We start from the raw sequence: 26,328 nt of genomic DNA on the forward strand, positions 1-26,328 counted from the left end.
CAACTCCTCCGCCCCCGGGCGCGTCCCACCGGGACGCGGCCGCGCAGGGGCCTTGTGTTCTCGTCATCCGCCGCTCGAGGCGACGGCAATCCTGTCGGCTACCTGCCGGGTGTCGGTGTGCTCTCCGCGCCCGCGCAGGCGATGTCTCGTGACGACGCGTCGAACCGCCCGTCAGCCTCCACCGGGGTCGGCCCTGTCGCCTCGTTGGCAACCGTTCTGTCGGCGGCCAGTGGGTCGACGATGCACCCGTCGTCGTCGAGCGTCCCCTGGGCCATCCGGGTCGCCTTCGCGGGCACCGGCGGCTCCAGACCAGCGACGACGCGCAGCGCACCTAACACGTCATCTGGCCGCACGGTTGGTGTGGCTTGCCGGACGACCGCCGCCAGTATCCCACATGGCGGTGCGCCACGCCGCCGGTCGTCCACCCGATCGTCGGAGACCACTGCGCCACCCTGGGCAGCGCCGTGGTCGTGACCTGGTGGAACCTCGGCCGCTACCGGCCGCCCCGTCCCTCCGGGAAGGCCGTCGTCGCGCGCGTCGGCGATGGTGAGCGGACTCACGATAGGGACGCCCCAACCCGCCTGGCCGGCGGACAGCCCGAGCAGCGCCGGTCGGACGTCCATCAGCACCCGGCCGTTCTTGGTCAGCCGTTCGACCTCCGCGCGGTCCTCGGCCCACAGGGAGGCGGCCGCGCTGGCCAACGCCAGGGGCGACACCCCTGGCAGTTCGATCACCCACAGGCTGACGTCGATGCGGTGGGCCAGCACACCCGGCCCGGCCTCCACCGCGTCGAGGATGTCCAGACCGGCCGGCAACGCCCTGTTCAGTTCGCTCCGCAGCACGGCCGCCGGTACTCGTTCGGCCAGTTGCACCTCCACGTACTCCGCCTCGCTCGCGGCCCCGGTGGGCGCGGCCCCCACCCAGGACACCCGTGGATGAGGGCTGAAGCCCTGCGAGTAGGCCATGGGAACGCCTCCGCGCCGCAGCGCGCGTTCGAAGGCCCTCGCCACGTCCCGGTGGGACATGAACCGCAGCCGTTCCCGTTTGGCGTACCGCAGGCGGACCTTCCGCACCGACGTCGGCAGGGTCCCGGTCGCTGGTTGACGACTCAGTGCCGATTCCTTTCCGTAGTCACGGAGGGTGATCCCCGAAAATCACCCGGACGGACCAGGCAGGGGCGGTCCGCTCCTCCTGTCGGCGGTCCGGCACCTGCACCGGACAGCCATTTCCCATCAGTGGAAGAAGGTACCGCCCGCGATCCGGGCCACTCGTGCTTGTCCGACGGGCACGATGTGGCTAGCGTCCGCGACGTCGGTACGACGACGCGGCGTGTCCACGCCCCGAACGGGATGGGAGTCACGGTGCCCCTGCCATGCCGCACCCAGCTCGTCTCGATGAGCGTGGCGTTGGCCGTCGGCTGCTGCGTGGTCGACCCGGCCTCGTCGGAGGCCGCCTCGCCGGGGCACCGCGGCGAGCGCCCCGGTCTCTGCGCCGAGGGTTCGGACGCCGAGCGGTACCTGGTGGTCTTCCCCGAGGGGCTCGACCGCCGGAGCGCGGAGGAACGCATCACCGAGGCCTGCGGCACCACCGTGGCGCACTACCACCAGATCGGGGTGGCCGTCGTCACGGCGCACGACCCCACCTTCGACGACCGCCTCGTCGGCGGCCGCGCGGTGAGCGCGCAACGCTCCCGCACCGCCCTCGACCGGGGCGGGGAGACCCGCCTGACCTCCACCGGGGCCACCCTCCCGGCGCCCGCCGCGAGCTCGCCACCGGCCGGCGACCTGGAGTGGAACCTCAGACAGGTGGGGGCCGACGAGGCCCGGCGGGTGGGCACCGGCCCGGAGGAGGTCGTGGTCGGGGTGCTCGACTCCGGGGTCGACCCGGCCCACCCCGCGTTGACGGGCAGCGTCGACGTCTTCCGGTCCGCCGGGTGCCTGACGGGCCGACCGGATCGGGCCCGGGATGCCTGGACGCCCAGCACCTCGCCCCACGGGACGCACGTCGCCGGGATCATCGCCGCGACGGGGGCGGACGGCGGTCCGGCCGGCGTCGCGCCGGGGGTGCGGATCGCCTCGGTCAAGGTCGTCGACGACGACGGCTACATCTACCCCGAGTACGCGGTGTGCGGCCTCATGTGGGCGGCGACCAACGGGATGGACATCACCAACAACAGCTACCTCGTCGATCCGTGGCCGCTGCTGTGCGCCGGCGACCCGGGCCATCGGGTGGCCGGTGAGGCCGTGCGGCGGGCCGTGCGGTTCGCCGAGGACCACGGGGTGCTCACGGTCGCGGCCGTCGGCAACGACGCGGTGGATCTCTCCGCGCCCTTCCGGGGTGTCGAGGCGCGCGGTGGTGGCGGGGCCCGGTGCTCCGCCCTGCCCGCCGAGGTGCGCGGAGTGCTCACCGTCGGCTCGGTCGGCCCGGCCGGGGTCAAGGCACGCGCCAGTTCCTACGGGTACGGGGTGGTGGACGTGGTGGCCCCGGGCGGCGACCGGTGGCAGTCCGGGGTTCCCGGCGGTGGCTGTGTCAGCTCCACCGTGCCGGGTGGCCGGGACGAGCTGTGCGGCACCTCGATGGCCGCTCCGCACGCGAGCGGCGTGGCCGCGCTGCTCGCCTCCCACCGTCCCGACCTGACCCCGCCCCAGCTGCGGGGCCTGGTCCGGGGGCAGGCCAACCCGATCGGCTGCCCCGAGGCGTACGACCTCGACGGCGACGGGGTGCCCGACGGCGTGTGCACCGGGTCGCCCTACTACAACAGCTTCCACGGGGCCGGGCTGGTCAACGCGCTCGCCGCCGTGGGCGGTTGACCCCGGGCGCGCGCTCGTCGGCGTCCCGCCGGTCGACCTCCGCACCCTGGCCCACCCCACCGAGCGGTCCGCCCGCTCCCAGCCGACGCCGGCCGCCAGGTGCCCGACGACGATCGGGCGGACCACGACCTCGTGATCAGCTCACGCCGGTCCTCCGTCGTCGCTGGCCGCTCCGGGTGCCACCCCGGCCCGGTCCGGCGGCGAGAACGCCGGGTTGCGGACCGGGCTCCCGGTGCCCACCGACGCGATCGGCAGGAGCGTCCGTCCCGTCGGACCGATCTCGATGTCGGTCCCCATCGTCGGGCACACCCCGCAGTCGAAGCACGGCGTCCAACGGCAGTCGTCCTGCTCCCGTTCGTCGAGCGCGTCCTGCCAGTCCGCCCACAGCCATTCCTTCTCCAGACCCGAGTCGAGGTGGTCCCAGGGCAGCACCTCGTGCTCCTCGCGTTCCCTGGTCGTGTACCAGTCCAGGTCGACCGGGGTGGAGGCGAGTTCGGTCGCGCAGGCGTCGACCCACCGCTGGTAGGAGAAGTGCTCGCTCCAGCCGTCGAACCGCCCGCCGTCCCGCCAGACCCGTTCGACCACCGGTCCCAGCCTCCGGTCGCCCCGGGAGAGCAGTCCCTCGATGTGCGAGGGCCTGCCGTCGTGGTAGCGCATCCCGATGCTCCTGCCGAGGCTCCGGTCTCCGCCGACCTCGGCTCGCAACCGCCGCAGCCGCCCGTCCACGACCTCCGGGGCGCACTGCGCGGCCCACTGGAACGGCGTGTGCGGTTTGGGGACGAAGCCGCCGATGGAGATCGTGCACCGGATGTCCCGCCGCCCGGAGGCCTCCCGCCCCGCGCGGACCACCTCCTTGGCCATCCGCGCGATCTGCAGGACGTCCTCGTCGGTCTCGGTTGGCAACCCGCACATGAAGTACAACTTCACCTGACGCCACCCGTTGGCGTAGGCGGTGGTGACGGTCCGGATCAGGTCCTCCTCCGAGACCATCTTGTTGATCACCCGGCGGATCCGCTCGCTGCCGCCCTCCGGGGCGAACGTCAGGCCGGAGCGCCGCCCGTTGCGGGCCAGCTCGTTCGCGAGGTCCACGTTGAAGGCGTCCACCCTCGTCGAAGGCAGGGAGAGCCCGGTGTTGGTCCCCTCGTACCGGTCGGCCAGCCCCTTGGTGATCTCGGCGATCTCCGAGTGGTCGGCGCTGGAGAGGGACAGCAGCCCGACCTCCTCGAACCCGGTCCGCTCCAGACCAGCCCTGACCATCTCGCCGATGCCCTCGACGGAACGCTCCCGCACCGGGCGGGTGATCATCCCCGCCTGGCAGAACCGGCACCCCCGGGTGCAACCCCGGAAGATCTCCACGCTCATCCGCTCGTGCACGCTCTCCGCGAGCGGCACCAGGGGCTGCTTGGGGTAGGGCCACTGGTCGAGATCCATCGTGGTCCGCTTGAAGACCCGGAACGGCACCCGGTCCCGGTTCGGGGCTACCCGCCGGATCCGGCCGTCCGCGTGGTACTCGACGTCGTAGAAGCGGGGGACGTAGACACCGCCGGTCTCGGCGAGCCGCAGCAGGAGTTCGTCCCGCCCACCCGGGGAGCCCTCCCGCTTCCAGTCACGGGTGATGTCGGTGATCTCCAGCACCGCCTCCTCGCCGTCACCGAGGACCACCGCGTCGAGGAAGTCCGCGATCGGCTCCGGGTTGAAGGCCGCGTGCCCGCCGCCGACCACCACGGGGTGTTCCTCGGTCCGCGCGTCGGCGCGCAGGGGGATCCTGGCGAGGTCGAGGGCGGTCAGCAGGTTCGTGTAGCCGAGTTCGGTCGCGAAGCTGACCCCGAGCAGGTCGAAGTCACCGACGGGCCGGTGGGCGTCGACGGTGAACTGGGGCACGCCGTGCTCCCGCATCAACGCCTCCAGGTCCGGCCACACCGAGTAGGTGCGCTCGGCGAGCACGTCCTCCCGTTCGTTGAGGATCTCGTAGAGGATCATCAGCCCCTGGTTGGGCAGACCCACCTCGTAGGCGTCCGGGTACATCAGCGCCCAGCGGACCTCGGTCGCCTCCCAGTCCTTCGTGGTGGAGTTCAGCTCACCACCGACGTACTGGACGGGCTTGGACACCCTGGGCAGCAGCTGCTCGAGTTCGGGGAAGACGGACCGCGTGCTCACAGCGCGACAGGGTAACGAGCCCCGCCGGCTCAGCGCAGGAGCAGCGTGCCCAGGCGCCTCGTCGCCACCCACAGGCCCACCGCGGCCATCACCAGGAAGTAGGCGACGTGCCCCAACAGCCCCCAGTGGACGGCGCCGGTGCTCAACGCCCGCATCAGCTCCACGCCGTGGTAGAGCGGCAGGCACTCGATGAGCACCCGCAGCCCGCCCGGGTAGACGTCGATCGGGTAGAAGGTCGTGGAGAACAGGAACATCGGCAGGATCGCCAGCTGGACGAAGTCGAAGTCCTGCGTGGAGCGGATGAACGTGGTGCACGCCATCCCCACCGCGGCGAAGGCCAGGGACACCAGCAGCGCCGCCGGCAGCGCGAGCAGCGCCCACGGCGAGGTCAGCAAGCCCATGCCGAACATCACCGCGAGGAACCCGGTCGCGTAGGCCCCACCCCTCAGCAGCGCCCAGCTGATCTCGGCGATGGCCACGTCCAACGGCCCCAACGGGGTGGCCAGCACCGCGTCGTAGAGCTTGGCGTGCCGCAGCTTGAAGAAGATGTTGAACGTCGCGTCGTAGACGGCCCCGTTCATCGCCGAGGCCGCGAGCAGGCCGGGGGCGATGAAGGCCGCGTAGTCGATCGGTTCCCCGCCGGGGCCGACCACCTGCCCGACGAGCGCGCCGAAACCGACGCCCAGCGACAACAGGTAGAACAGCGGCTCGAAGAAGCCGGAGAGCAGGGCCAGCCAGGCCCTGCGGTTGGCCACGAAGGCCCGTTCGAGCAGGGCGCTCGCCCGACCGGCGTAGAGCCCGGGCGGGAGGATGCGCAGCACCGTGCCCCGGGACGGGGGCGGCGGTGGCACCTCGCGGGTCGGCACGTCCGTCGTCATCGCGTCACACCACCAACCGCTTGTGGAAATGGCGGCAGGCCAGGACCGTGCCGACGCCGGCCAGGGCCAGCAGGTAGGAGAGGTGCAGGAGCGCGGGGAGCGCCTCCAGCGTGCCGAAGGCCAGGCCCCTGGCCAGTTCGGTGCCGTGCCACAGCGGCGTGATCCACGCCACCGGCTGGACCACCTCCGGGAGCTGGCTCACGGGGTAGAACGTGCCGGCGAAGAGCACCATCGGCATCACCACGAACCGGAACAGCGCGTTGAACCCGGCGCCCTCCCCCTGGACCGTGGCCGAGTAGGCCACCACCGGTGCGGCGAAGGCCATTCCCGTGAGCACGGCGGCGAGCAGCGAGACCAGCACCATCGGGTTGAGCAGCGCGCCGAGCAGCGCGGCGATCAGCAGGTAGACCAGGCCGGAGAACAGCTGGCGCAGCGCGATCCAGGTCAGCTCGCCGAGGGCGAGCCGGGCAGGGCTGATCGGGGTGGCCGCCACCGCCAGGTAGTTCCGCTGCCACTTGAACCCGGAGAGCACCGGGTAGGTGGACTCGCCGGCGGCGGTCTGGACGAGGCTGACGACGAGGACGGCGGGCGCGAGGTAGACGAGGTAGTCGTGGCCCTGGGTGAACTCCCCCGGTTCGACGAGGGACCCCATGCCGATGCCCATCGCGATCAGGTACAGGGCTGGCATCAGGACGCTGGAGATCACGGTCGCCCGCCAGTTCAGGCGGTACCAGACCCAGTGCCCCTCGAGGACCCGGCCGACCTCGGCGAACAGCGAACCGGACCGGCCGGTGGCGGCGGGTGCGGTGCGGGTGGTTGCTGCGTCGTTCGTCGTCACGTCAGTCCACCAGGCTCCGGCCGGTGAGCCGGAGGAAGACGTCCTCCAGGGTGCTGCGACGCACCAGGCCGCTCACCGGTCGCAGGCCCGCCTCGTGGGCCGCGGCGAGGGCGGCGTCCCCGTTGTCGGTGTAGAGCAACAGCCGGTCGGGCAGGACCTCCACCCGCTCGGCCAGCCGGGCGGCGACCTCGGTGTGGTCGGCGACCCGCCCGAAGGGGAACCGCAGCTCCAGCACCTCGCGGGTGGAGTAGCGGCGGATCAGCTCGGAGGGCGACCCCTCGGCCGCGATGCGTCCCCCGTCCATCACGACGAGCCGGTCGCACAGCTGTTCGGCCTCGTCCATGTAGTGGGTGGTGACGATGAGCGTGACGCCCTGCTGCTTGAGCCGGAACAGCCGGTCCCAGAGCACGTGCCTGGCCTGCGGGTCCAGGCCGGTGGTCGGCTCGTCCAGCAGCAGGACCTCCGGGTCGTTCACCAGGGCGCGGGCGATCGTCAACCGCCGCTTCATGCCCCCGGACAGCGGCTCGACCTTCGCGTCGGCCCGGTCGGTGAGCTGCGCGAACTCCATCAGCTCACCGGCCCGTTCCCGCACGGCGGCACGGGACAACCCGAAGTAGCGCCCGTAGACCTGGAGGTTCTCCCGCACGGTCAGCTCGACGTCGAGGTTGTCCTGCTGCGGCACGACCCCCAACCTCGCCCTGATGCGGGGGCCGTCGGTGTCCGGGTCCATGCCGAGGACGCGCAGCTCACCGCCGCTCCGGGGGGACAGGCAGGACACCATGCGCATGGTGGACGACTTGCCCGCGCCGTTGGGGCCGAGGAAACCGAAGGACTCGCCCGGTGCGATGTCGACATCGACGCCCCGGACGGCCTCGAAGGAGCCGAACCGTTTGACGAGCCCCCTGGCATGGATCAGAGAACCAGCTGTTGCCACGAGGATCGACCCTAGGAGGTGGCACCGACGGAAAGCGAGCGTTTTCCCCGAGGTGGCCAAGCCGGCACCGCCACTCCGCCACGTGGACGCCGGGATCGTGCCCCGGCGCCGTCCTGACGCGCGGACGTCGGCCGGCAGCGCCGGCGGCTTCCCTCAGATCCGACGGGTGAACCAGAGCTCGTCGCGGTAGGTCCCGTCGGGCAGGAGGACCGCGTCCGGCGCGCGCCCGCACTCGGTCCACCCGGCCGCCCGGTAGAAGTCGTCCAGCCCGGTGCCGTCGCGGGCGGAGAGGAACAGCCGTCGCAGCCCGTGGGCGGTCGCCTGGGCCACCACGGCGTCCAGCAGGACACGCCCCCACCCCTGCCGCTGGAGGTCGGGGTCGACCATCAGGTCGAGCACGAGGCCGCGGTGGGCGACGAGCGGGCCGCTGTCCGGGCGGAGGACGACCGCGCCGACCAGCACGCCAGCCCGGCCCAGGGTCAACAGTTGTTCCCGTCGGGCGCTCACGGCCTCCACGACCCGTTCGGCGGCGGTCCGCACCTCCGCCAACGGGGTCTCGGGAGTGAAGCCGACCGCTCCCCCGGCGGCGCCCACCCGCCCCCACAGGTCGGTCAACCCGTCCACCAGACCGGGGTGGACCTGGTTGACCAAGTGGGGGCCGGAGACGAAGGAGTCGTCAAGGTCGCGGTCGGTCATGTCACGTCCCTCTCAGAGGCTGGGGAACCAGAGCTTGATCTCCCGGGCGGCCGACTCCGGGGAGTCCGAGCCGTGCACCAGGTTCGACTCGACCTCGACGGCGAAGTCACCGCGCAGGCTGCCCGGAGTCGCCTTCTCCACGGGGTCGGTGCCGCCGGCGAGCTGCCGGAACGCGGCGATCGCCCTCGGCCCCTCCACGACGGCGGCGACGACCGGGCCGGAGGTGATGAAGTCGAGCAGCGAGGTGAAGAAGGGCTTGCCGTCGTGCTCGGCGTAGTGCTGCTCGGCGACCTCGCGGCTGACGGTGCGCAGCTCCAGGGCGGCCAACCGCAGCCCCTTGCGCTCGATGCGGGCGATGACCTCGCCGACCAGGCCACGCTCGACGCCGTCGGGCTTGACCAGAACCAGGGTGCGCTCGCTCACGACCACTCGCTTTCGTTGTTCACACCACCGGACGGGACGGGTGTCCACGTCCGGCCCGCGCGCGGCGGCACGGTGTTGTCCGGTTTGGGGGGAAGGCTAGTCAGGTGGCGTGATCCACGGTGACACGGGTGGGCGGCCCACCACCGAGGACATCCGTCGGCGAGTGACCAGTTCCCCCGCTCCCCGGTCGCCACGGGTCCCCCGATCACTGCGCGGTGTAACCCCCGTCCACCAGGTGGTAACTGCCGGTGATGAAGGAGGCCCGGTCCGACAGCAGGAAGACCACCAGTTCCGCGACCTCCCCTGGGGTGCCGAGCCGTTGGGCGGCGTGCGCCGAGACCAGCGCGGCGCGGGCCTCCGCCGGCATGGCCGCCTGCGACAGCAACGGGGTCTCGATGAAACCGGGCCCGACCGCGTTCACCCTGATCCCCTCCGCGCTGTGGGCCAGGGCGGCGCTCTTGGTCAGGCCGACCACGCCGTGCTTGGCGGCCACGTAGGCCGGGGAGCTGGCGAACCCCACCGACCCCAGGATCGAGGCCATGTTGACCACGGACCCGCCCCCACCGTCGTGCATGGCGGCGAGTTCGGCGCGCAGGCAGTAGAAGACGCCGTCGAGGTTCACCGCGAGGACCTGCCGCCAGGACTCGGTGGAGTACGAGGCGACGTCCCCGCTGTCACCGCCGATGCCCGCGTTGTTCACGGCGAGGTCCAGCCGCCCGTGGGTGGTGACGGCGTGCTGCACCATCGCCGCGGCCGAGGCGGGGTCGGCCACGTCGACGGCGATCCCGCTGGCCTGCCCACCGCTGCCGTTGATCTCCTCGACCACCTCCAGGGCGGCCTCCGCGCGCAGGTCGGCGACGACGACGGTCGCCCCGGACGCGGCCATCCGCAGGGCCACCTCCCGCCCGATCCCGGAGGCCCCGCCGGTGACCAGACCGACCTTGTCCTTGAGTTCGTCCCGCATCGCACCGCCCCGTTCCCGCCCGGCCGGCGGGGAACGCGACGACCGCGCATCCCGCCCTCCCGACCGAGCACCGATGTTCCACCGTTCGGACGCACATTTTCGTCCTCCCGGCGGAACGGCGCTCGGTGGGGTCCACGCGGACCCGCTAGCCGGCGCCTCGGCTGAGCCGCCGCGCGAACCCGGTGGACCCGAAGGTCGCCGCGTGGGCGGCGATTGCGACGCCGAGCAGGGCGAGCGCCGCGACCGGGTGGCTCGTCGGGTCCTCGGGGGCCGTCACGGGCAGCCACCCGACCGCCGCCGGGGCGGCGTTGGTCAGCAGCACCACCAGCAGGAACGACCCGACCGTCACCGCGGCGCCCACCGCCGGGCCGACCAGCGCCGCCAGCAGGAACGCGAGCGCGGTGAACAGCAGCACGTTCGACCACAGCGTGAGCGCGTGGTACCGCTCGGGCACCTGGGCCACGCCGAGCAGGAAGGCCGGCAGCGGCGCCAGGCACCCCAGCGCCGCCACCACACCCGCGACGGCCCGGCTGCGCGCCCCGCCCAGGCGCTCCCACTCCCAGAACCCGGGAGCGAGCAGACCGGCGAACACGGCCCCGGTCACGACCCCGGCCAACTCCGGGTAGGGCAGGGTCCGCCGGGGGTTGGCGCCGAAGGGTTCGACGTGCACGGCCACCCGCCAGAAGAGCAGCGCGCCGAGCAGGGACACCGTGAACGCCAGCAGGCACCGGCCGGGGCGGCGGGCGAGGACCACGAGGCGCAGCGCCGTCACGGCAGGTCCTCCTGGCCCAGCTCGCAGCTGGCCACCGTGTGCTGGTGCTCGGCCAGCCACCGCACCAGCTCCGCGTCGGAGAGCTCGCTGAACGGGCCCGCCCACCCCGCGTGCTCCTCGTGCACCAGCGCGGCGACCCGCCACCGGAGGTCGTCGGCGAGTGCCACGGCCTCCGGCCAGTCCTCCTCGGGGCCGGGATCGCCGTAGCGCTGCCGGCAGGCGTCATCCCCGGCGATGCTGGCCGCCAGCGTGGAAGCAACCTCCGGCTCGAGAGGGAGGACCGGATCAAGCTGGACCCACACCACCCCGGGGTCCTCCCCACGGCCGGCGAGGGCCAGGTCCCAGACCCGGCGGGGAGCGGGAACCGAGTCCCCGAGGCGCGCGAGTGCCGTCTCGCCGGCCGCCCCGAGGACGTCCAGCTCGGAGGCGTGGCCCTCGTGCACGCAGTACTCGGTGCCCCCGCGCTCCGCGCACACCCGGGGGCGTTCGGCGTCGTGGACCAGCGGGGCCGGCGTGCGGACGAAGGGCACGACGGCGAGCAGGCCGGGCAGCGCGAGGCAGCCCAGCACCGCCACCAGCGCGCGCGGCGCGGTCCGCCGCGTCGCGCGGAGCAGCACCGCGCTGGTCACCGCGCAGGCCGCCAGCAGGGCGAGGAGGAAGATCACCCGGTAGCCGGTGACGGCGGGGTTCTCCGACCTGCCCAGCGAGATCCACACCCGGACGAGCGGCAGCAGCGCGGTCCACCCGTCGGCGACCGCGGACTGGGAGTACAGCAGGTAGACCCCCAGGCCGGGGACCGGCGAGAGCAGCGCCACCGGGACCACCACGCCGAAGAGGTAGCCCAGGGCGGAGGCCGCCGCGATCCCCAGCGGTCCGCTGAGGATGGCCAGCACGTCGGGACCGCCGTACTGGGCCCGGGTGGCGGTGAGCACGAGGGCGGGCGCGATGCCCACCACGTACCCGAGGAGGAACCACCCGTTGAGGACGGCGAGGTGCCGGCGCACGACCGGCCAGCCGGTACGGGGGTGGTGCGCACCGCCGAACAGCATCCTGGTCGGGGTGAGGCGCGTGGCCGCCCAGCAGCTCACCACGGCCGCCAGCACGGCCGCCCACAGCACCTGCTCGTGGGCCTCGAAGGACGTGACCACCCACTCCTGGAACCGCTGGTCCCACAACCAGCGGGTCGACAGGACGAGCGAGGCCGCGACCAGCGCGGCGGAGGACACCAGCACGACCGGCGGAAGCGGCCACCACAGGGCCGCCAGCCGGTTCACTCCCCCGCTCCCCAGCGCCGGACCAGCCGCTCGTAGCCGCGTTCGAAGGCGGAGCCGAGCGCGCGGCCGTCCTCGGGGGCCTCGTCCTCGAACAGCCCGGTCAGCTCCTCGACGGTGCCGTCGAAGACGATGCGGCCGGCCACCAGCACGCCGACCCGCCGGCACAGGTAGGCGATGTCCTCCACGAGGTGCGTGGCCAGCAGCACCGTCCGGTCCTGACCGAGATCGGCGATCACCTCCCGCACCCGCAGCCGTTGCGCCGGGTCCAGACCCACGGTGGGTTCGTCCAGGACCAGGACACGCGGCTCGTGGGCGAGGGCGGCGGCGATGCCCAGCCGTTGACGCTGGCCCCCGGACAGGGCGCGGACCCGCTCGCCGGCCCGGCCGGCGAGGTCGACGAGCCCCAGTGCCCGGCGGGCCGCGTCCTCGCACTCCCGACGCGGGACGCCGTTCACCCACGCCGCGTAGGCGGCGGTCTGGAGGACGGACATCCCGGGGACGAGGGAGAAGGACTGCGGGACGTACCCCAGCGACGGGCTGGCACCGCCGTTCGGTCCCGACGTGCCCGCGTCCCCGACGGTGATCCCACCTCGGCCGGGCAGCGCGCCGACGGCCAGGGAGATCAGCGTCGTCTTGCCCGATCCGTTCGGCCCGAGGAGCCCGCTGATCCCCCGCCCCAACTCCCAGTCGACGCCCCGGAGGACCCTTTTCCTCCCGTAGGAGAAGTGGACGTCGGAAAACCTCATCGCGGCCCGTCCAATCGCGGTTCTTCCCTCCGGGTCACGGCGAAACGAAACCGCCGAGATCCTAACCCACCGACAGTTGTCGTTGATCCGGATTCCCACCCAGGAAAAGGACCGACCTCGCCTGGGCGCACCAGCCGACGTCGAATTGCCCACGGCCGGGTCACGCCCCGGTGGTTCGGCCGTCCCTCAGCCGACCCAGGCCGCGTCCTCGACGGGGCCACGCTGTCCCGAGGACCACGCCGTTCCGTCGCCGCCGCCAGCAAGCCGCCCGCAGCACCTCTTCCCGTTCCCGCAGCGAGGAGGCGGTTCGCGGGCCAGGTACGCACCGACACCGCGCGCCAGGCCTCGCCGGTCCGGGACCGGTGCTCCACCCTGGAGGCCCGAGCTCAGGCACGTCGATGGGCGGCTGGTTCGCCACGACGGGGGTGCGCTGGCGCGGCGGCGCGGTTCATGGCCAGGAATTCCCCAACCCGGACGCCGAAGGGCGACGCGAGTGGGGAAGCGTTCGGACCACGGAACCCGCGAACCGACCACCGGCACCCATCAGAATCCGATTCCCTACTCCGAACGCGGGAACCGGTGCCGCCATTCTCCGAGTGGATCCGCGAATTCGGTCGTGAAAGCACCCCGGGGGTCGGACCCCGCGCACTGCCGCGCCCGACGCACACCGTGCCACCGGACCGACGGCTGTCGGGCGGGGTCGGGTGGCACGGGAACCGGCCAGGCGGCCGGGGCTTCAGTCGGTGTGCTCGCCCACCGGCCGCTGACCGGGGAGCCGGCCCTCCTTCATCCGCAGCTGGACGTCCCACCGCATCCACAGCAGACCGACCCAGACCAGTCCGAAGACGAGCCCGAGCGCCCCCAGTGCCGGGGTGATGAACGCGCAGCAGATCATGGCGACCTGGAGGGCGATGGCCACGGGCAGCCCCCAGCTCCGGCCCTGCACGCCGGCGGCGAGGACCATCGCGACCGCGAGGCCACCCACCAGCCAGCCGCCGACGCTGCCGACCCCGGAGCCGAGGTTGTCGACCACGAGCACGGCGAGACCGACGACGATCGCCTCCAGCACCAGGGTGCCGGCCAGGACGCCCCGGAAGCTCCTGAAGGGGTCCTTGGCCGGGGGTGTGAAGGCCACCGGCCCGTCACCCGGGCTGGCCGGGGACGACGCCGCCGGGTTGGTCCGCGTCTCGTCGGCCGTGGGCTGGTCGGTCATGTCGGTTCCTTCCCCAACAGCGCGCGAGCCTCACCGGCGGTCACCACGGAGCCCGTCACCAGCACGCCACCGCCCGCGACCGGCTCGTCCGGCTCGGAGACCTCCTCGGCGAGCCCGATCGCGGTCTCCACCGCCACGTCCAACGCCGGCTGGACGGTGACGGCCTCCGACCCGAAGATCTCCTCGGCCTGGGCCGCGAGCCGTTCCGCGCTCATCGCCCTCGGTGAACTCGTCTGGGTGATCACCACGTGTTCGAGCACCGGTTCCAGCGCCTGGAGGATGCCGGTGGCGTCCTTGTCGTCCATCACACCCACCACGCCGACCAACCGGCGGAACGCGAACTCCGCCGTGACGGCCTCGGCGAGCGCTCCCGCGCCGTGCGGGTTGTGCGCCGCGTCCACCAGGACGGTCGGCGCGGAGCGGACCGGCTCCAACCGGCCCGGTGAGCTGACGGCGGCGAAACCCTCCCGGACCGCCTCGACGTCCAGCTGCCGCTCCGGCCCGGCCCCGAAGAACGCCTCGGCGATCGCGAGGGCCATCGCCGCGTTCCGCGCCTGGTGCGCCCCGTGCAGGGGCAGGAAGATCTCCTCGTACACGCCACCGAGGCCCTGCAACCGCAGCATCTGACCACCCACGCCGTGGGTGCGTTCGAGGACGCCGAACTCCGAGTCCTCCCTGGCCACCGCCGCGTCCACCTCGACGGCGCGTTCCAACAGGACCCGGGTGACCTCGGGTTCCTGCTTGGCCAGCACCGCGACCGAACCGGGTTTGATGATGCCGGCCTTCTCCCTGGCGATGCCGAGGAGGTCGGTGCCGAGGTACTCGGTGTGGTCGAGCGCGATCGGGGTGATGGCGGCCACCGTGCCGTCGGCGACGTTGGTGGCGTCCCAGCTGCCCCCGAGGCCGACCTCGACGACGGCCGCGTCCACGGGCGCGTCGGCGAAGGCCGCGAACGCCATGCCGGTGAGCACCTCGAACTTGCTCATCCGGATCTCGCTCCGCCCGTCGACCATCGTCACGTAGGGCTCGATGTCGCGGTAGGTGTCGACGTACTGCTCCGGGGAGATCGGCGCCCCGTCCAGGCTGATCCGCTCGGTGGCCAGTTGCAGGTGGGGGCTGGTGTAGCGGCCGGTCCGCAGCCCCACCCGGGTCAGCAGGGCGTCGAGCATCCTCGCGGTGGAGGTCTTGCCGTTCGTGCCGGCGATGTGCAGCACCGGGTACGAGCGCTGCGGCTCGCCCAGCAGGTCCAGCAGCACCCGGATGCGGTCCAGCGACGGCTCGATCTTCGTCTCCGGCCACCGGGTGTTGAGCTCGTCCTCGACGGCGCGCAACGCCACCAGGGCATCGGAGTCGGGCTTGGGCACGGACCCTCCTGACGTGCGGTTACCGGTCCGGGTCCGAGTCTAGTTCCGACGGACGGCCGGTCATGCGGCGGTGCGCCCCGGTGTGACCCACCACGGTCACACCGGGGTCGTCGCCCGTTCCTGGTGTCCTCCTCGGCCCGAAGGCCGGCGCTCAGCCGGGCAGCCCGGCCAGCCGCTCGCGGAGCCGCCGGATGTCGACCTCGGCGGTCTCCCGCCGCGCCTCGATCTTGGCCCGCACCTCCGGTGGGGCCTTCTCGGTGAACGCGGGGTTCCCCAACTTCTTCTCGCAGCCGGCGAGTTCCTTCTCCGCCGCCGCGAGGTCCTTGGTCAACCGCTTGCGCTCGGCCTCGACGTCCACCGCGCCCGAGGTGTCGATCTCCACGGTCATCTCGCCCGAGGCGAGCCCGACCTCCAGGGAGACCGTCGGGGCGAAGCCGTCGCCGGGCTCGTCGAGCCGGGTCAGGGCGCGCGCGGCGACCAGCTGGTCGGCGAGCCGGTCGACAGCGGTGCCGGTGAGCCGGGCGTCAACCCGCTGGCCGGGCTTGAGCCCCTGGTCGGAGCGGAAGCGGCGCACCTCCGTGACGAGTTTCCGCAGGTCGTCGATGCGCCGCTCGGCCTCGACGTCGGGAGTCGCCCCGGAGGGGACCGGCCAGGCCGCGCGGTCGAGGGCCTGCCCGCCGGTCAGCTCCCGCCACACCACCTCGGTGATGAACGGCATCACCGGGTGCAGCAGCCGCAGCGTCGCGTCCAGGGTGTGCCCGAGCACCGCGCGGGTGGCGGTGGCCCTGGCCTCGTCACCGTTGAGCTGGGTCTTGGCCAGCTCCAGGTACCAGTCGCAGAACTCGTCCCACACGAAGTGGTACAGCGTGTCGCAGGCCTTGCCGAACTCGAAGCGTTCGAACAGCTCGTCGACGCCGGCGACCACGGTGTCGAGCCGGTCGAGGATCCACCGGTCGGCGTCGGTCAGCTCCGCGCGGTCGGGCAGCGGGGTACTGGTGTTCGCCCCGTTCATCAGGGCGAACCGACTGGCGTTCCACAACTTGGTGCCGAAGTTCCGCGCTCCCGCCGCCCACTCCTCGGCGACCGCCTCGTCCGCGCCCGGGTTGGCGCCCCTGGCCAGGGTGAAGCGCAGGGCGTCCGCGCCGTAGCGGTCGAGCCACTCCAGCGGGTCGATGCTGTTGCCCTTGGACTTCGACATCTTCTTGCCGGTGCTGTCCCGAACCAGGCCGTGCAGGAACACGTCGTTGAAGGGCTGCGCGCCGTCCATCGCGTAGAGCCCGAACATCATCATCCGGGCGACCCAGAAGAACAGGATGTCGTAGCCGGTGACCAGGACGCTGGTCGGGTAGAAGCGCTCCAGGTCGGGGGTCTTCTCCGGCCAGCCCAGCGTGGAGAACGGCCAGAGCGCCGAGGAGAACCACGTGTCCAGCACGTCGGTCTCCTGGTGCCAGCCCTCACCGGTGGGCGGTTCCTCGCCGGGGCCGACGCACCGCATCTCCCCGTCGGGCCCGTACCAGACGGGGATGCGGTGCCCCCACCACAGCTGGCGGGAGATGCACCAGTCGTGGAGGTTGTCGACCCAGGAGAAGTAGCGCTTGGCCATCTCGGGCGGGTGAATGCGGGTCCGGCCGTCCCGGACGGCGTCACCGGCCGCCTTGGCCAGCGGACCGACGTTGACGAACCACTGCTTGGACAGCCGGGGTTCGACGACCGTGCCGCACCGCTCGCAGTGCCCCACGGCATGCAGGTAGGGGCGCTTCTCCGCCACGATCCGGCCCTCCGCGCGGAGGGCGGCGACGATGGCCGGCCGCGCCTCGAACCGGTCCAGCCCCTCGAAGGGACCAGCGGCGGTGATGACGCCCCGTTCGTCGAGCACGGTGAGGTTCGGCAGGCCGTGCCGCTGGCCGATCTCGAAGTCGTTGGGGTCGTGGGACGGCGTGACCTTGACGGCGCCGGTCCCGAACTCCGGGTCGACGTGCTCGTCGGCCACGATCGGGATCCGCCGGCCGGTGAGCGGCAGCTCGACCTCGGTCCCCACCAGGTGCCGGTAGCGCTCGTCCTCCGGGTGCACCGCCACGGCCGTGTCGCCGAGCATCGTCTCGGCACGGGTGGTCGCGACCACGATCGACGAGTCACCCTCGCCGTAGCGGATCGAGACGAGCTCGCCCTCGTCCTCGCTGTGCTCGACCTCGATGTCCGACAGCGCCGTCTGGCACCGGGGGCACCAGTTGATGATGCGTTCCGCCCGGTAGATCAGGTCGTCGTCGTACAACCGCTTGAAGATCGTCTGCACGGCGCGCGACAGACCCTCGTCCATCGTGAAGCGCTCACGGCTCCAGTCGACGCCGTCGCCGAGCCGCCGCATCTGCTGGCTGATCTGACCGCCGGACTGGGCCTTCCACTGCCAGACCCGGCGGACGAACTCCTCACGCCCGAGATCGTGGCGCGACTTCCCCTCGCTGGCGAGCTCCCGCTCGACGACGGTCTGGGTCGCGATCCCTGCGTGGTCCATGCCCGGCAACCACAGCGCCTCGTAACCCTGCATCCGGCGGCGCCGGGTGAGGGTGTCCATCAGGGTGTGGTCCAGCGCGTGCCCCATGTGCAGCACCCCGGTGACGTTGGGCGGCGGGATCACGATGGAGAACGGCGGCCGGTCGCTGCTGGCGTCGGCGGTGAAGTCACCGCGCTCGACCCATTCCTGGTACAGCGCGGCCTCTACCGCTACCGGCTCCCACTTGGGCGCGAGGCCGACGGGAAACTGGGCAGGGCCGGGCGATGAATGGGTCTCGGTCACGGGGAAAGTCTACGAACGGCGGGCAACCCGGTTCACGGGGCCGTCGCTGGGCCGCTCGGGTGACGACGGGTGCTGGTGACGTCACCCATCCAGCGAAGATCGCTCTCCCGAACGACCCCCGCGGACGGGGTCGATTCGAGATCATCGGTGACAAACGCTAGTTTTCGGCACGACAACTGGAGAAGACGAGGGGCTCCGTGCAAGACCACCCTTTCGAGCGAGACGCGGCGACCAGCGAAGCGGCTGGGAGCGCCCCCGTCCCACCGCCACCCCTCCCCGCCGGTCGCGGGGACGGGTTCCAGGAAGAGCCTGCCGGCCGGGGCGCGCACGACGACGCGCGAACCTCCCACCCATTACCCCAGCCTTCCGCCGCCGCGCCAGGCACCCACCAGGGCTGGTCCGCTCCCGGGCCTCCGCACCCCGGATGGGGCCCGGCCGCGCCCCCACCGAGTGCTCCCACCGGTTTCGCGTTCGGACCCTCCGGCACCCCGGCCGCGTGGCCACCGCCGGCGGCGTCCCGGCGGGCCGGTGTCCTGGTGCCGTGGGTGCTGGCCGGGACCGTGGTCGCGGTCGTCCTCTCCCTCGTCGTCTTCCTCCTGATCCGAGACGAACGGGTGAACCAGGCTCGGGCGGCCGATCCCTTCGCCGGGACCTCCGCCGAGCACTGGCGGACGGGAACCGAGGGCATCAGCGTTCCCACGCCCACGGCCTTCGCCGGTTACACCGTGGAGGAGGTGCGCGAGGCGACCTCGGCGGCCCTGTCCGCGGTGCGGGCCTCCCGGCTCTCCGACGCCGCGCTCCTCCGACACGACCCGGACGAACTGCTGGGCCTGCTCGCCCCCTACTCACGGGACGCGGTCAGCTCGGAGATCGACGCCTATGGGCCCAGCGGCTACATCACCATGCTGGCCTCGGGCCGGACGCTGGCCGCCGAGCCCCGGATGAACGGTTCACTCGAGGTGTCCCTGCACCCGGACAGCTCGCTGCTGGTCGAGTTGAACTACACGACCGCCTACCCCTTCGACCCGGAGGGGTCGACCTCTTCGGACGGCGTCGTCTACGAACGGTGGGTCGAGGCCTACTCGTACGCGATCGGCGACGGGTGGGAGACCGGCGCGCGCGGTCTGTGGGTGGAGTTCGGCGGGGAGGTGGGGCACCGGGCCGTCGACTGCGACGTCGCCACCGGGGTCATCGGCCCAGGTTCCGACGAGGGGTCCTGCGTGGCGGAGGTCCTCGAACCCGCCTGACCCGATCCGTTCCGGCGGCTCAGCGCTCCGCCCCGCACCCCCGAACCCGCACCTCCGAGGAACGGCGACCCGACCATGCCGCACCTGACGAACCAGGCTCATCCCGGTGACGACAGCCCCGGCTCGACACCCTCCCCCGACCCGCTCGGCACCACGCCCTCACCAGCGAACACCGCTCGGGACGAACGGCGCGGCGCCGGATCCACGCCACTCCGGCGGGTGCTCCTCGCCGCCGGCGCGCTCGTCCTCGTGGCCGGCGCCGTCATCGTCGTACGCCAGACCGGACTGGTCGACGAGGCTCCAACCGCGCTCCCGGTGAGCGCGAGCACCCCTGCCACCCTCCCCCCGGCGCCGACCGCCGGGCACAGGGATCGGACCGGGGACGGTGGGGAGACCGGTGCCCTCGCGTTCACGGACACCGTCGCCGCCGGGTGGGAGGAGGGCATCGACGGCATCGACAGGACGGTCACGACGCCGGTCGAGGGGCACAGCCGCGACCAGGTGGCGGAAGCCGTCGACCTCGCGTTGCGTGCCGTCGAGGCGACGAGGCTCGATCCGGAGGCCATCGAGGAGCACTCGGCCGATCCGCTGCTCGACCTGCTGGGGCCGGACGCCAGGGCCGACACCGAGGAGCACATCAGGAGGCTGGGCCTGGACGCCTTCGTCACCATGATCTCGCCGGAGCACACGCTCGCCGACGAACCGCCCCGGATGGACGGTCGTGTCTCGGTCACCGCCGAGGAGGAGGGTGTCCTCGTGGTGGAGGTCAGCTACCTGGCGGGGTACCTGTTCGAGTCCCATCCGGCCGTGGTGTTCCAGCGGCAGACGGACGAGTTCCTCTACTACTCGGGGGAGGAGTGGTTGGAGTCGAGCTGGGGGCTGTGGGCGGGTGGCAGCGACGGGCTGGTCTACGGGATGGACTGCGACCTGATCGACGAGGGGCTGCTGGCGCCCGCCACCAGCGCGGACCAGGTCGCGGCGGGCCTCGGCGGGGTCGACGAACAGGCGATGTTCGACCTCGACAGCGAACTCCCAGGAAGCACCTGCTGAGCACCCGGCCCCCACGTCTGGTCCCCGCCCACGTCGGGGGTGACGTACCGGCGACCGGATGAGGACATCGACGGGACCACCACCGAGGTCAGGGACTGAAGGGAGTTCGCCGAAATCCCCGGCGTGCCCACTTCGTGCGGGGCGGCGGGGCGGGTGGGACCAGGCCGCGCCACCCAAACACCGCGACCGCTCAGTAAGCGGAAACGGGTTCGACTGCCCCCGCTGCGCCTGGCCCGAGCCGCCGGCGGCCGGCACAGCGCAAGGTTCTCGCGGAACTCGGCGGCGGAATCTCGAGGTCCCACGTCGAGGCGGGTGACGCCCTGCCACACGACCTGATCAGGGGCGTGAGGTCGGGTTCACGCTCCGGCCCGTTCTCGCGAGTTGGTGCGGGTGATCGCCCCCGTGCTGACGTCGTGCTGACTCTGGCACGGCGCCCTTCCACGCGGAAGTGGCCATTCTCCCCACACCCAACAGTTACCCGTTGCTACCGTTCGTCACGGTGTGCAACGGGGGTGTGAGGAGGGTGGCTGGTGTCCGTCGCCGACGTCGTGGCTCAGGCACGGGCGGCCCTGGTGGAGATCGAGGAGGCTCAGCGCGGCCTGGTGGTGGCACTCGACAGAGCGGAACGCGGGTGTCAGCTCTCCGCCCAACTCCTCCTAGCTTCGGCGAACCACGACGTGGTGTGGGTGGTGAAGTCGGCCGCCGACGCGGCGGAGCCGTTGAAGCAGGCGTACGCGGCGTTCGGACGGTCCGCCGACCTGATCCGCCGCTACCTCGACGGCATCGCCGGAAACGGCGGCCCGGGGACAGCACCTCCCCCGCCCGCTCCTACGGCTGCCGGGCCACCGGCCGCGCCGCCCACCGTGGGGACGTGGCGAGGGAAGACCGCGAGCGAGTACGCGAGGGACAAGGGCGAGGGAATCGGCCGCCTCTCTCCGCTCGGTCGTCGCAAGGTGGTCAGGGAAGTCGACACCGCCGACGAAGTGCGGGAAATTTTTGATGCCCTCGCGAAGGGAGCAAGGAGGATTGATCCACCCGGATACGAAGGTATGATGATAATGGATGCCGAGGGAACTATTGTCGGCTTCAGGAACAGCTCGAAATCCACGAAAGATGATCCCGCACTGGACGTGAGAGACAAGCACCGAAACATTTTTAAGATACACGTCGCATTGAAGGAAACCTAGAATGGACATTGACTACGAGGTCCGCGAATCCGTGTGCGATCTCGCCGAAGCAGATTATGTCATGATGACCGATGTTATCGGCATACTGGTCGATGTGGGTGGGGTTCCCTGGGACCAGCAGATCAGCAGGGCAGGTCGGATAGCGGCCGGACTCGTGCGCGAAGGGAGAATCACCCCCGGGAGCCTACGGGGAGGCACGTTCACCCCATGGGAGGGAAGCCGAGACGAACAGGCGGCCCGTATCGAACGTGAGACGCTTGAGTACGAGGCAGAGGGGCGGGAAGTAATTTTTGGCGACATCGCGTGGTTCGCATGAGCTGCGGACTAGACCAAGCTGGACATCGATACACCGGCACCGGACTCGCCGTGAACCGCCCGTCGAGGTGGGGAACAATCCACATGGACATTGATCACGAGGTCCGCGAATCCGTGTGCGACCTTGCCGAGGACGACTACGTCATGATGGCTGAGATCATTGGCCTCATCGTTCGCGTTGGTGAGGTTCCCTGGGACCAGCAGATCAGCAGGGCAGGCCGAATAGCAGCCGGACTCGTACGCGAAGGCAGGATCACACCAGGGAGCCTACGAGGAAACGTTTTCACCTCGTGGGAGGGAAGTCGAGAGGACTGGGCAGTACGCGTCGAACGCGAGACGCGGGAGTACGAGGAGAACGGACGTGAGATGAATCTGGGCGATATCGCGTGATTCGCATGAGCCGAGGGGGAACGAGCCCCTCGACCAGGCGTAGTGCTGGCCGGGGGCTCGCCAACAGCGGCACCAGCTACAGGCGGCCGGCCTTCACAGCTCCAGTGACGCCTTCTTCACCAGACTTACGGATTCACCTGGACTCCATGTTACCCCGCACAGGAAATTAAACGCCACAAACATGGCGGCAGCATGATGGAGCACCCCGACGAAACACTGTTAGCTTGCGGGGACATGCGAAATCAACAAAGCACGATCCCACGCCAGGCGCCAGGGGCGCACACCGAAATTTTCCATAGTACGCGCCACAGCGAGGAACGAACCAGATGGACATTGACCAGGAGGTTCGCGAGTCAGTGTGCGACCTGGTGGAAATCGACTACGTGATGATGTCCGACATCATCGGGGCACTGGTCAACGTGGGCGGAGTGAGCGCCGACCGGCAGATCAGCCGAGCCGGCGAGATAGCCGCCCAACTTGTACGGGAAGGAAAGATCACCCCAGGGGAACTACACAGGGGCGTTTTCCAGCACTGGGAGGGAAGTCGTGAGGAGACGGCGTCCCGGATCGAACGGGAGACGCGGGAATACGAGAAGGCCGGCCGGGACGTTGATCTGGGTGATATCGCGTGGTTCGCATGAGCCGAGGGGGGACGAGCCCCCGACCAGGCGTAGTGCTGGCCGGGGGCTCGCCAGAGGCACTAGCTACAGGCGGTCAGACTTCACCGCAGCGAGGAACGTCGCGAACGTGCCACGGTCGACGACCAGCGTTCCACCATCACGGTTCTTGGTGTCGCGTACAGCCACGACACCAGGAGCTTGTCCGACCTCCACACAGTTGTTACCTCCTTCACAATAGCTACTTTTGCACCACTGAAAATTATTCATGCCTCGTTACCGCCTTCTCCATCGGAGTTACGGATTCACCGGGACCCAATACTACCGCGCACAGAAGGCTAAACACCAGAAGCATGGCGACATCATGGTGGAGCACCCCTACGGGACCACTACCAGCTTGCAGGAAAGTACGAGAACAACCCCACACTAGACCCCAGAGACGTTCACGGAATTTTTCCGAAGTACATGGGTACACGTCACAGCAAGGAACAAACCAAATGGACATTGACCACGAGGTCCGCGAATCCGTGTGCGATCTCGCCGAGATCGACTACGTCATGATGACTGCGATAATCGGCATACTGGTCGACGTGGGTGGGGTTCCCTGGGATCAGCAGATCAGCAGGGCAGGTCGGGTAGCGGCCGGACTCGTGCGCGAAGGCAGGATCACACCCGGGAGCCTACAGGGAGGCACGTTCACCCCGTGGGAGGGAAGCCGAGACGAGCAGGCGGAACGCATCGAACGGGAGACACGGGAGTACGAGGCGGAGGGACGCGAAGTGCTTTTCGGCGATATCGCGTGGTTCGCGTGAGCTGACAAAGAACGACCCCCGACCATGCGCGGCATTGGTCGGGGGCTCGCCGGGGTGCTGGCTACAGGCGGCCGGACTTCACCGCAGCAAGAAACACCGCGAATGTGTCCCGGTCGACGACCAGCGTTCCACCATCACGGTTCTTGGTGTCACGGACGGCCGCGAGCCCGGGAGTCCGCCCCACCTCCACGCAGTTGTTGGATCCACCACTATAACTGCTGACCTTCCAGGCCTCATCAGAAATCACTTTAGTTCCTCCGCGATCGTTTCCACCATGTTCTGTGAGGCTTCGGGGCTGAGCGCCATGGCACGCAGCATGTTGAAGCCGGCCGAGTACCTGCGCAGGTCCTCACCCCGTTCCATATACTGTGCGCTCGTGAGGTCCTCGATGTAGACGATCGAATCGCCCTCCGCGAACGATATGATCTGGAACGCGGACCCCAGCATCGGGTGCGCACCAACGGAGGCGGGCAGGACCTGTATCGTGATGTTCCTGCGATGGCTCAACTCGACGAGGAACTCCAACTGCTCCCGCATGACGTCCTGACCGCCGATGGTGCGCCGCAGCGCGGCCTCGTCGAGGACCATCCACACTTGGGGGCCGTCCTCGGACAACAGGTGTGATCGACGTTCACCCCGCAGCTGAACGGCCCGTTCGACGTCGTCTCCGCCGTAGTCACGCGCACCCGCCGCGATGACCGCTCGGGCGTAGTCCGAGGTCTGCGTCGGCCCGTAGACGAGATCGAGGCCGAAGTACTGGATCTCGGTTGCCGCATCCTCCAGGCCAATGAACTGGGTCGCCCACTGTTGCAGGGCTTTGCCGCCGTACTGCTGCCACCAGCCGGCGTTCCGCGATCCCCTGCAGAGCTGCAACAGCAAGTCACGCTCCGCCTCATCGGTGACCTCGTAGACGTCCATCAACAGCCGCACGTCGTTGGGGTGCGTCCTTACTCGCGCGGTCTCGATGGAGGACACCTTCGGCGCGGACCACTCCAACCTCCGAGCTACGTCGGCTGCGGTCAGACCCGCGACAGCACGTAACCGCCGTAGCGCCGCGCCCAGTTGGCGCTTGCTGGCGGTGGGGTTCGAGCGCATCTGTCCTCCATGTGCCTTCGTACGGCTCACGTGGCCTCAGTCTCGCAGGTGCCGCGTCTACCGGATCAAGCTTCCCACTTAGCCCGAATGGGGTATAGGTAGCTAGTAACTTTACTCGATAACGTTCCCACATGGCGCTCAATCTGAGCGTCACGGGATGGGGTTACAACTCGGTCCCGGTATCAGGGGTAGGAAGGGGCTTGCCATGTGGGCGTTGTGCTGGTTGGTCGGATCGGGGATGGGCGTAGCCCTGTTGCTGCGGGGGGCGGCGTGGCTCGCGGAACGCGGACTACCCCCGGAACCACGCGGCCACCGGGTCGTCGAGTACGACCCCGAGACCGGAACCTTCCGCACCCTCACCACCCGAGCCACCCGGTGACCGGCCACGGCGGGGACCTCGCCGACACCGCCCGCACACGCGACCTCCTGGCGATGCGCGCCTTCCAGGCCCAGCGGCGGCGCCTGCGCCGGCGGCGCTTCGCCGCCATGGCCCGCGTGACGGCCGTGATCCTGCTGAGTACCGCCACCACCGTGGCCATCGTGGCCGCCCTGGCCGCCTGAACCCTGTCGACCGACTGTCGGGGACGGTCCCACATGCCTGAACATGACCGCGTCACCGCCGGGCAGCCGCCCGCCTTCTGGCGCATCGACGCGAAACCACCCGCCGGCTGGCTGTGGTGGCGACACCTGGTGCTCGGCGGCTACGGCGAGCACCTCATCGGCACCACCATCCACACCCTCTGCGGACACCCGGTCGTCGTGGGCCACGACGAACGCCCACCCGAGATCCCCTACCAACCCTGCGCGCACTGCGCCGAGATCATGAAACCGGACCTGTTCGCCGCCCTCGTCGTCCCCGGACACACCGCCGCCCACCTCACCCGGGACCGCACCGACCTGGACGTGCGGACCGCCTGCGGCATCTGGACCCCGGCGGCCGACACCGAACTGGTCAGCCTGCTCACCCCCGGCGTGGAGTTCTGCCTGGCCTGCTGGCTCCCCCGCCACGAGGAAGCGGAAACGTGGTGAACCCCTACGCCCCCGCCACCCGGCTCACCCACGCGCTACGCGCGGGACACCTCGACCCGTCGGCCCCGGTCGCGGTGCTCACCGCCACCGCCTGCCGGGTGCACGACCTGACCGTGTCGGGAGCGGCCGTGCTCGAAGTCGTCGCCGACGGCGCCACCACGGCCAGCGCGGTCCGCCACCAGGTGGGTCTGTCGCACCCGGCGTGGGAATCGGTCCGCAGGCACCTCCAGTGCCGTCACCTGCTGCTGCGGGGCGTGGTCCGTGCCAGCCCCGCCCCCGGGGCGCCCGTGATTCGGCGGCACCAGCTCACCGAAGGCGGACGGGAGCTGGTCTGCCGGCTGACACCGCTGCTGATGATCGTGCTGGATTACTTCGAGTTCCGGGACTAGGCGGGCGACACCGTCCCCGTTCACCCCTCCCCGGGGGAACGGGGACCATCCGCTCCAGGGGTAGTGACTCCGCCACGGCGGCTTCTCCACTGCTCGGCAGCGGGCTGGGCGCGGACGAACTGGGATCCCTGGGCCAGCGGCAGCGACGGACTGCTTCCCGCGCGACGGGGCGGCGATCTGATCGACGAGGAACCCCGGGCGTCCGCCACGACAACGGGCCACGACGCGGCCGGCCACGACTTGGTGGCGGCGGAGCCGGCGAACGGGCGATGCCCGACCTCGACAGTGGCATCCCCGAACCACCTGCCGGCACTCCGTATCCCCCAAACCCTGG

The 26,328-nt window shown here is 70.8% G+C and carries 29 protein-coding genes; 12 read left to right on the top strand and 17 right to left on the bottom strand.

Features of this window, described 5'->3' with window-relative positions; genetic code table 11:
- Positions 1-98: 98 nt before the first annotated feature.
- Positions 99-1,073: a TIGR03936 family radical SAM-associated protein gene (locus ACOJVX_RS19410; protein WP_418154936.1), complete on the bottom strand. Its 975-nt coding sequence runs from the start codon at positions 1,071-1,073 to the stop codon at positions 99-101.
- 288 nt (positions 1,074-1,361) lie between these two features.
- On the opposite strand from ACOJVX_RS19410, the gene ACOJVX_RS19415 reads away from it, so the two are divergent.
- Positions 1,362-2,810, top strand: coding sequence for a S8 family peptidase (locus ACOJVX_RS19415; protein WP_245588761.1), 1,449 nt, complete (start codon positions 1,362-1,364; stop codon positions 2,808-2,810).
- A gap of 141 nt (positions 2,811-2,951) precedes the next feature.
- On the opposite strand, the gene ACOJVX_RS19420 is transcribed toward ACOJVX_RS19415, so the two are convergent.
- From ACOJVX_RS19420 to ACOJVX_RS19480, 13 genes are all read right to left on the bottom strand, one after another.
- Positions 2,952-4,967: a TIGR03960 family B12-binding radical SAM protein gene (locus ACOJVX_RS19420; protein ID WP_026418492.1), complete on the bottom strand. Its 2,016-nt coding sequence runs from the start codon at positions 4,965-4,967 to the stop codon at positions 2,952-2,954.
- A gap of 29 nt (positions 4,968-4,996) precedes the next feature.
- Positions 4,997-5,845, bottom strand: a complete 849-nt coding sequence (locus ACOJVX_RS19425; protein WP_026418493.1) for an ABC transporter permease — start codon at positions 5,843-5,845, stop codon at positions 4,997-4,999.
- Positions 5,846-5,849: 4 nt separating this feature from the next.
- Entirely contained in the window at positions 5,850-6,683 is an 834-nt protein-coding gene (locus ACOJVX_RS19430) for an ABC transporter permease (RefSeq protein ID WP_418154932.1), read from the bottom strand.
- 1 nt (position 6,684) lies between these two features.
- Positions 6,685-7,617: an ABC transporter ATP-binding protein gene (locus ACOJVX_RS19435; RefSeq protein ID WP_026418495.1), complete on the bottom strand. Its 933-nt coding sequence runs from the start codon at positions 7,615-7,617 to the stop codon at positions 6,685-6,687.
- A gap of 153 nt (positions 7,618-7,770) precedes the next feature.
- Positions 7,771-8,313, bottom strand: a complete 543-nt coding sequence (locus ACOJVX_RS19440; protein WP_026418496.1) for a GNAT family N-acetyltransferase — start codon at positions 8,311-8,313, stop codon at positions 7,771-7,773.
- A 12-nt stretch (positions 8,314-8,325) separates the two neighbouring features.
- Positions 8,326-8,736, bottom strand: a complete 411-nt coding sequence (ndk, locus tag ACOJVX_RS19445) for a nucleoside-diphosphate kinase (RefSeq protein WP_026418497.1) — start codon at positions 8,734-8,736, stop codon at positions 8,326-8,328.
- Between the two features lie 205 nt (positions 8,737-8,941).
- Entirely contained in the window at positions 8,942-9,700 is a 759-nt protein-coding gene (locus tag ACOJVX_RS19450; protein ID WP_418154930.1) for an SDR family NAD(P)-dependent oxidoreductase, read from the bottom strand.
- Positions 9,701-9,845: 145 nt separating this feature from the next.
- Positions 9,846-10,472, bottom strand: a complete 627-nt coding sequence (locus tag ACOJVX_RS19455; protein WP_418154929.1) for a hypothetical protein — start codon at positions 10,470-10,472, stop codon at positions 9,846-9,848.
- Positions 10,469-11,746: a hypothetical protein gene (locus ACOJVX_RS19460; protein ID WP_422646985.1), complete on the bottom strand. Its 1,278-nt coding sequence runs from the start codon at positions 11,744-11,746 to the stop codon at positions 10,469-10,471. The genes ACOJVX_RS19455 and ACOJVX_RS19460 overlap by 4 nt, the downstream gene beginning before the upstream one ends.
- Positions 11,743-12,492: an ABC transporter ATP-binding protein gene (locus ACOJVX_RS19465; protein WP_026418499.1), complete on the bottom strand. Its 750-nt coding sequence runs from the start codon at positions 12,490-12,492 to the stop codon at positions 11,743-11,745. Before ACOJVX_RS19465 ends, ACOJVX_RS19460 begins: the two co-directional genes overlap by 4 nt.
- Before the next feature lie 736 nt (positions 12,493-13,228).
- The gene (locus ACOJVX_RS19470) at positions 13,229-13,705 is read right to left on the bottom strand and encodes a DUF4233 domain-containing protein (protein WP_418154925.1); all 477 of its coding nucleotides are present in this window, start codon (positions 13,703-13,705) and stop codon (positions 13,229-13,231) included.
- Positions 13,702-15,069, bottom strand: coding sequence for a bifunctional tetrahydrofolate synthase/dihydrofolate synthase (gene folC, locus ACOJVX_RS19475; protein ID WP_026418501.1), 1,368 nt, complete (start codon positions 15,067-15,069; stop codon positions 13,702-13,704). Before folC ends, ACOJVX_RS19470 begins: the two co-directional genes overlap by 4 nt.
- Positions 15,070-15,220: 151 nt before the next feature.
- Complete coding sequence (locus ACOJVX_RS19480; protein ID WP_026418502.1) at positions 15,221-17,863, bottom strand: valine--tRNA ligase; 2,643 nt, start codon at positions 17,861-17,863, stop codon at positions 15,221-15,223.
- Positions 17,864-18,408: 545 nt separating this feature from the next.
- Between ACOJVX_RS19480 and ACOJVX_RS19485 the strand changes: the two genes are divergently transcribed.
- The 6 genes from ACOJVX_RS19485 (at position 18,409) to ACOJVX_RS19510 (ending at position 22,693) form a co-directional block, all read left to right on the top strand.
- Positions 18,409-19,110 carry a hypothetical protein gene (locus ACOJVX_RS19485; protein ID WP_155886094.1) on the top strand — a complete coding sequence of 234 codons (702 nt, stop codon included), beginning with the start codon at positions 18,409-18,411 and terminating at the stop codon, positions 19,108-19,110.
- Between the two features lie 75 nt (positions 19,111-19,185).
- Positions 19,186-20,160 carry a hypothetical protein gene (locus ACOJVX_RS19490; protein WP_422646986.1) on the top strand — a complete coding sequence of 325 codons (975 nt, stop codon included), beginning with the start codon at positions 19,186-19,188 and terminating at the stop codon, positions 20,158-20,160.
- A 530-nt stretch (positions 20,161-20,690) separates the two neighbouring features.
- Positions 20,691-21,347: a hypothetical protein gene (locus ACOJVX_RS19495; RefSeq protein ID WP_418154920.1), complete on the top strand. Its 657-nt coding sequence runs from the start codon at positions 20,691-20,693 to the stop codon at positions 21,345-21,347.
- A gap of 1 nt (position 21,348) precedes the next feature.
- A complete protein-coding gene (locus ACOJVX_RS19500; RefSeq protein ID WP_103056090.1) occupies positions 21,349-21,663 on the top strand; it encodes a hypothetical protein in 315 nt (104 codons plus the stop codon).
- Between the two features lie 83 nt (positions 21,664-21,746).
- Entirely contained in the window at positions 21,747-22,052 is a 306-nt protein-coding gene (locus tag ACOJVX_RS19505; RefSeq protein ID WP_418154919.1) for a hypothetical protein, read from the top strand.
- Between the two features lie 326 nt (positions 22,053-22,378).
- Positions 22,379-22,693, top strand: coding sequence for a hypothetical protein (locus tag ACOJVX_RS19510; RefSeq protein ID WP_103056092.1), 315 nt, complete (start codon positions 22,379-22,381; stop codon positions 22,691-22,693).
- A 63-nt stretch (positions 22,694-22,756) separates the two neighbouring features.
- Here ACOJVX_RS19510 and ACOJVX_RS19515 read toward each other — a convergent pair whose 3' ends face one another.
- The gene (locus ACOJVX_RS19515; protein WP_418154918.1) at positions 22,757-22,939 is read right to left on the bottom strand and encodes a DUF397 domain-containing protein; all 183 of its coding nucleotides are present in this window, start codon (positions 22,937-22,939) and stop codon (positions 22,757-22,759) included.
- A gap of 227 nt (positions 22,940-23,166) precedes the next feature.
- Here ACOJVX_RS19515 and ACOJVX_RS19520 point away from each other — a divergent pair, with 227 nt between their 5' ends.
- Positions 23,167-23,481, top strand: coding sequence for a hypothetical protein (locus ACOJVX_RS19520; protein ID WP_418154917.1), 315 nt, complete (start codon positions 23,167-23,169; stop codon positions 23,479-23,481).
- A 61-nt stretch (positions 23,482-23,542) separates the two neighbouring features.
- Here the strand turns inward: ACOJVX_RS19520 and ACOJVX_RS19525 are convergent, their stop codons facing one another.
- Complete coding sequence (locus ACOJVX_RS19525; RefSeq protein ID WP_418154916.1) at positions 23,543-23,728, bottom strand: DUF397 domain-containing protein; 186 nt, start codon at positions 23,726-23,728, stop codon at positions 23,543-23,545.
- Positions 23,725-24,576, bottom strand: a complete 852-nt coding sequence (locus ACOJVX_RS19530) for a helix-turn-helix domain-containing protein (RefSeq protein WP_422646987.1) — start codon at positions 24,574-24,576, stop codon at positions 23,725-23,727. The genes ACOJVX_RS19525 and ACOJVX_RS19530 overlap by 4 nt, the downstream gene beginning before the upstream one ends.
- Positions 24,577-24,733: 157 nt before the next feature.
- Here ACOJVX_RS19530 and ACOJVX_RS19535 point away from each other — a divergent pair, with 157 nt between their 5' ends.
- From ACOJVX_RS19535 to ACOJVX_RS19550, 4 genes are read left to right on the top strand one after another with little or no spacing between them, the layout of a single operon-like run.
- Positions 24,734-24,955, top strand: a complete 222-nt coding sequence (locus ACOJVX_RS19535) for a hypothetical protein (protein WP_418154914.1) — start codon at positions 24,734-24,736, stop codon at positions 24,953-24,955.
- Positions 24,952-25,137: a hypothetical protein gene (locus ACOJVX_RS19540; RefSeq protein WP_030105388.1), complete on the top strand. Its 186-nt coding sequence runs from the start codon at positions 24,952-24,954 to the stop codon at positions 25,135-25,137. The genes ACOJVX_RS19535 and ACOJVX_RS19540 overlap by 4 nt, the downstream gene beginning before the upstream one ends.
- A 33-nt stretch (positions 25,138-25,170) precedes the next feature.
- Positions 25,171-25,605: a hypothetical protein gene (locus tag ACOJVX_RS19545; RefSeq protein WP_422646988.1), complete on the top strand. Its 435-nt coding sequence runs from the start codon at positions 25,171-25,173 to the stop codon at positions 25,603-25,605.
- Complete coding sequence (locus ACOJVX_RS19550; protein WP_422646989.1) at positions 25,599-25,994, top strand: hypothetical protein; 396 nt, start codon at positions 25,599-25,601, stop codon at positions 25,992-25,994. Before ACOJVX_RS19545 ends, ACOJVX_RS19550 begins: the two co-directional genes overlap by 7 nt.
- The last annotated feature ends 334 nt before the right edge of the window (positions 25,995-26,328 follow it).

Origin of the sequence: Actinoalloteichus caeruleus, assembly GCF_049311605.1 — a bacterium.
GTDB classification, from domain to species: Bacteria; Actinomycetota; Actinomycetes; order Mycobacteriales; family Pseudonocardiaceae; genus Actinoalloteichus_B; species Actinoalloteichus_B caeruleus.

Bases quoted from the DNA above. Each gene is read 5' to 3' on its own strand.
- ACOJVX_RS19425 (WP_026418493.1), bottom strand. From the start codon at position 5,845: ATGACGACGGACGTGCCGACCCGCGAGGTGCCACCGCCGCCCCCGTCC.
- ACOJVX_RS19440 (WP_026418496.1), bottom strand. From the start codon at position 8,313: ATGACCGACCGCGACCTTGACGACTCCTTCGTCTCCGGCCCCCACTTG.
- ACOJVX_RS19450 (WP_418154930.1), bottom strand. From the start codon at position 9,700: ATGCGGGACGAACTCAAGGACAAGGTCGGTCTGGTCACCGGCGGGGCC.
- ACOJVX_RS19465 (WP_026418499.1), bottom strand. From the start codon at position 12,492: ATGAGGTTTTCCGACGTCCACTTCTCCTACGGGAGGAAAAGGGTCCTC.
- ACOJVX_RS19470 (WP_418154925.1), bottom strand. From the start codon at position 13,705: ATGACCGACCAGCCCACGGCCGACGAGACGCGGACCAACCCGGCGGCG.
- ACOJVX_RS19490 (WP_422646986.1), top strand. From the start codon at position 19,186: ATGCCGCACCTGACGAACCAGGCTCATCCCGGTGACGACAGCCCCGGC.
- ACOJVX_RS19500 (WP_103056090.1), top strand. From the start codon at position 21,349: ATGGACATTGACTACGAGGTCCGCGAATCCGTGTGCGATCTCGCCGAA.
- ACOJVX_RS19505 (WP_418154919.1), top strand. From the start codon at position 21,747: ATGGACATTGATCACGAGGTCCGCGAATCCGTGTGCGACCTTGCCGAG.
- ACOJVX_RS19510 (WP_103056092.1), top strand. From the start codon at position 22,379: ATGGACATTGACCAGGAGGTTCGCGAGTCAGTGTGCGACCTGGTGGAA.
- ACOJVX_RS19515 (WP_418154918.1), bottom strand. From the start codon at position 22,939: ATGAATAATTTTCAGTGGTGCAAAAGTAGCTATTGTGAAGGAGGTAAC.
- ACOJVX_RS19520 (WP_418154917.1), top strand. From the start codon at position 23,167: ATGGACATTGACCACGAGGTCCGCGAATCCGTGTGCGATCTCGCCGAG.
- ACOJVX_RS19530 (WP_422646987.1), bottom strand. From the start codon at position 24,576: ATGCGCTCGAACCCCACCGCCAGCAAGCGCCAACTGGGCGCGGCGCTA.
- ACOJVX_RS19535 (WP_418154914.1), top strand. From the start codon at position 24,734: ATGGGGTTACAACTCGGTCCCGGTATCAGGGGTAGGAAGGGGCTTGCC.
- ACOJVX_RS19545 (WP_422646988.1), top strand. From the start codon at position 25,171: ATGCCTGAACATGACCGCGTCACCGCCGGGCAGCCGCCCGCCTTCTGG.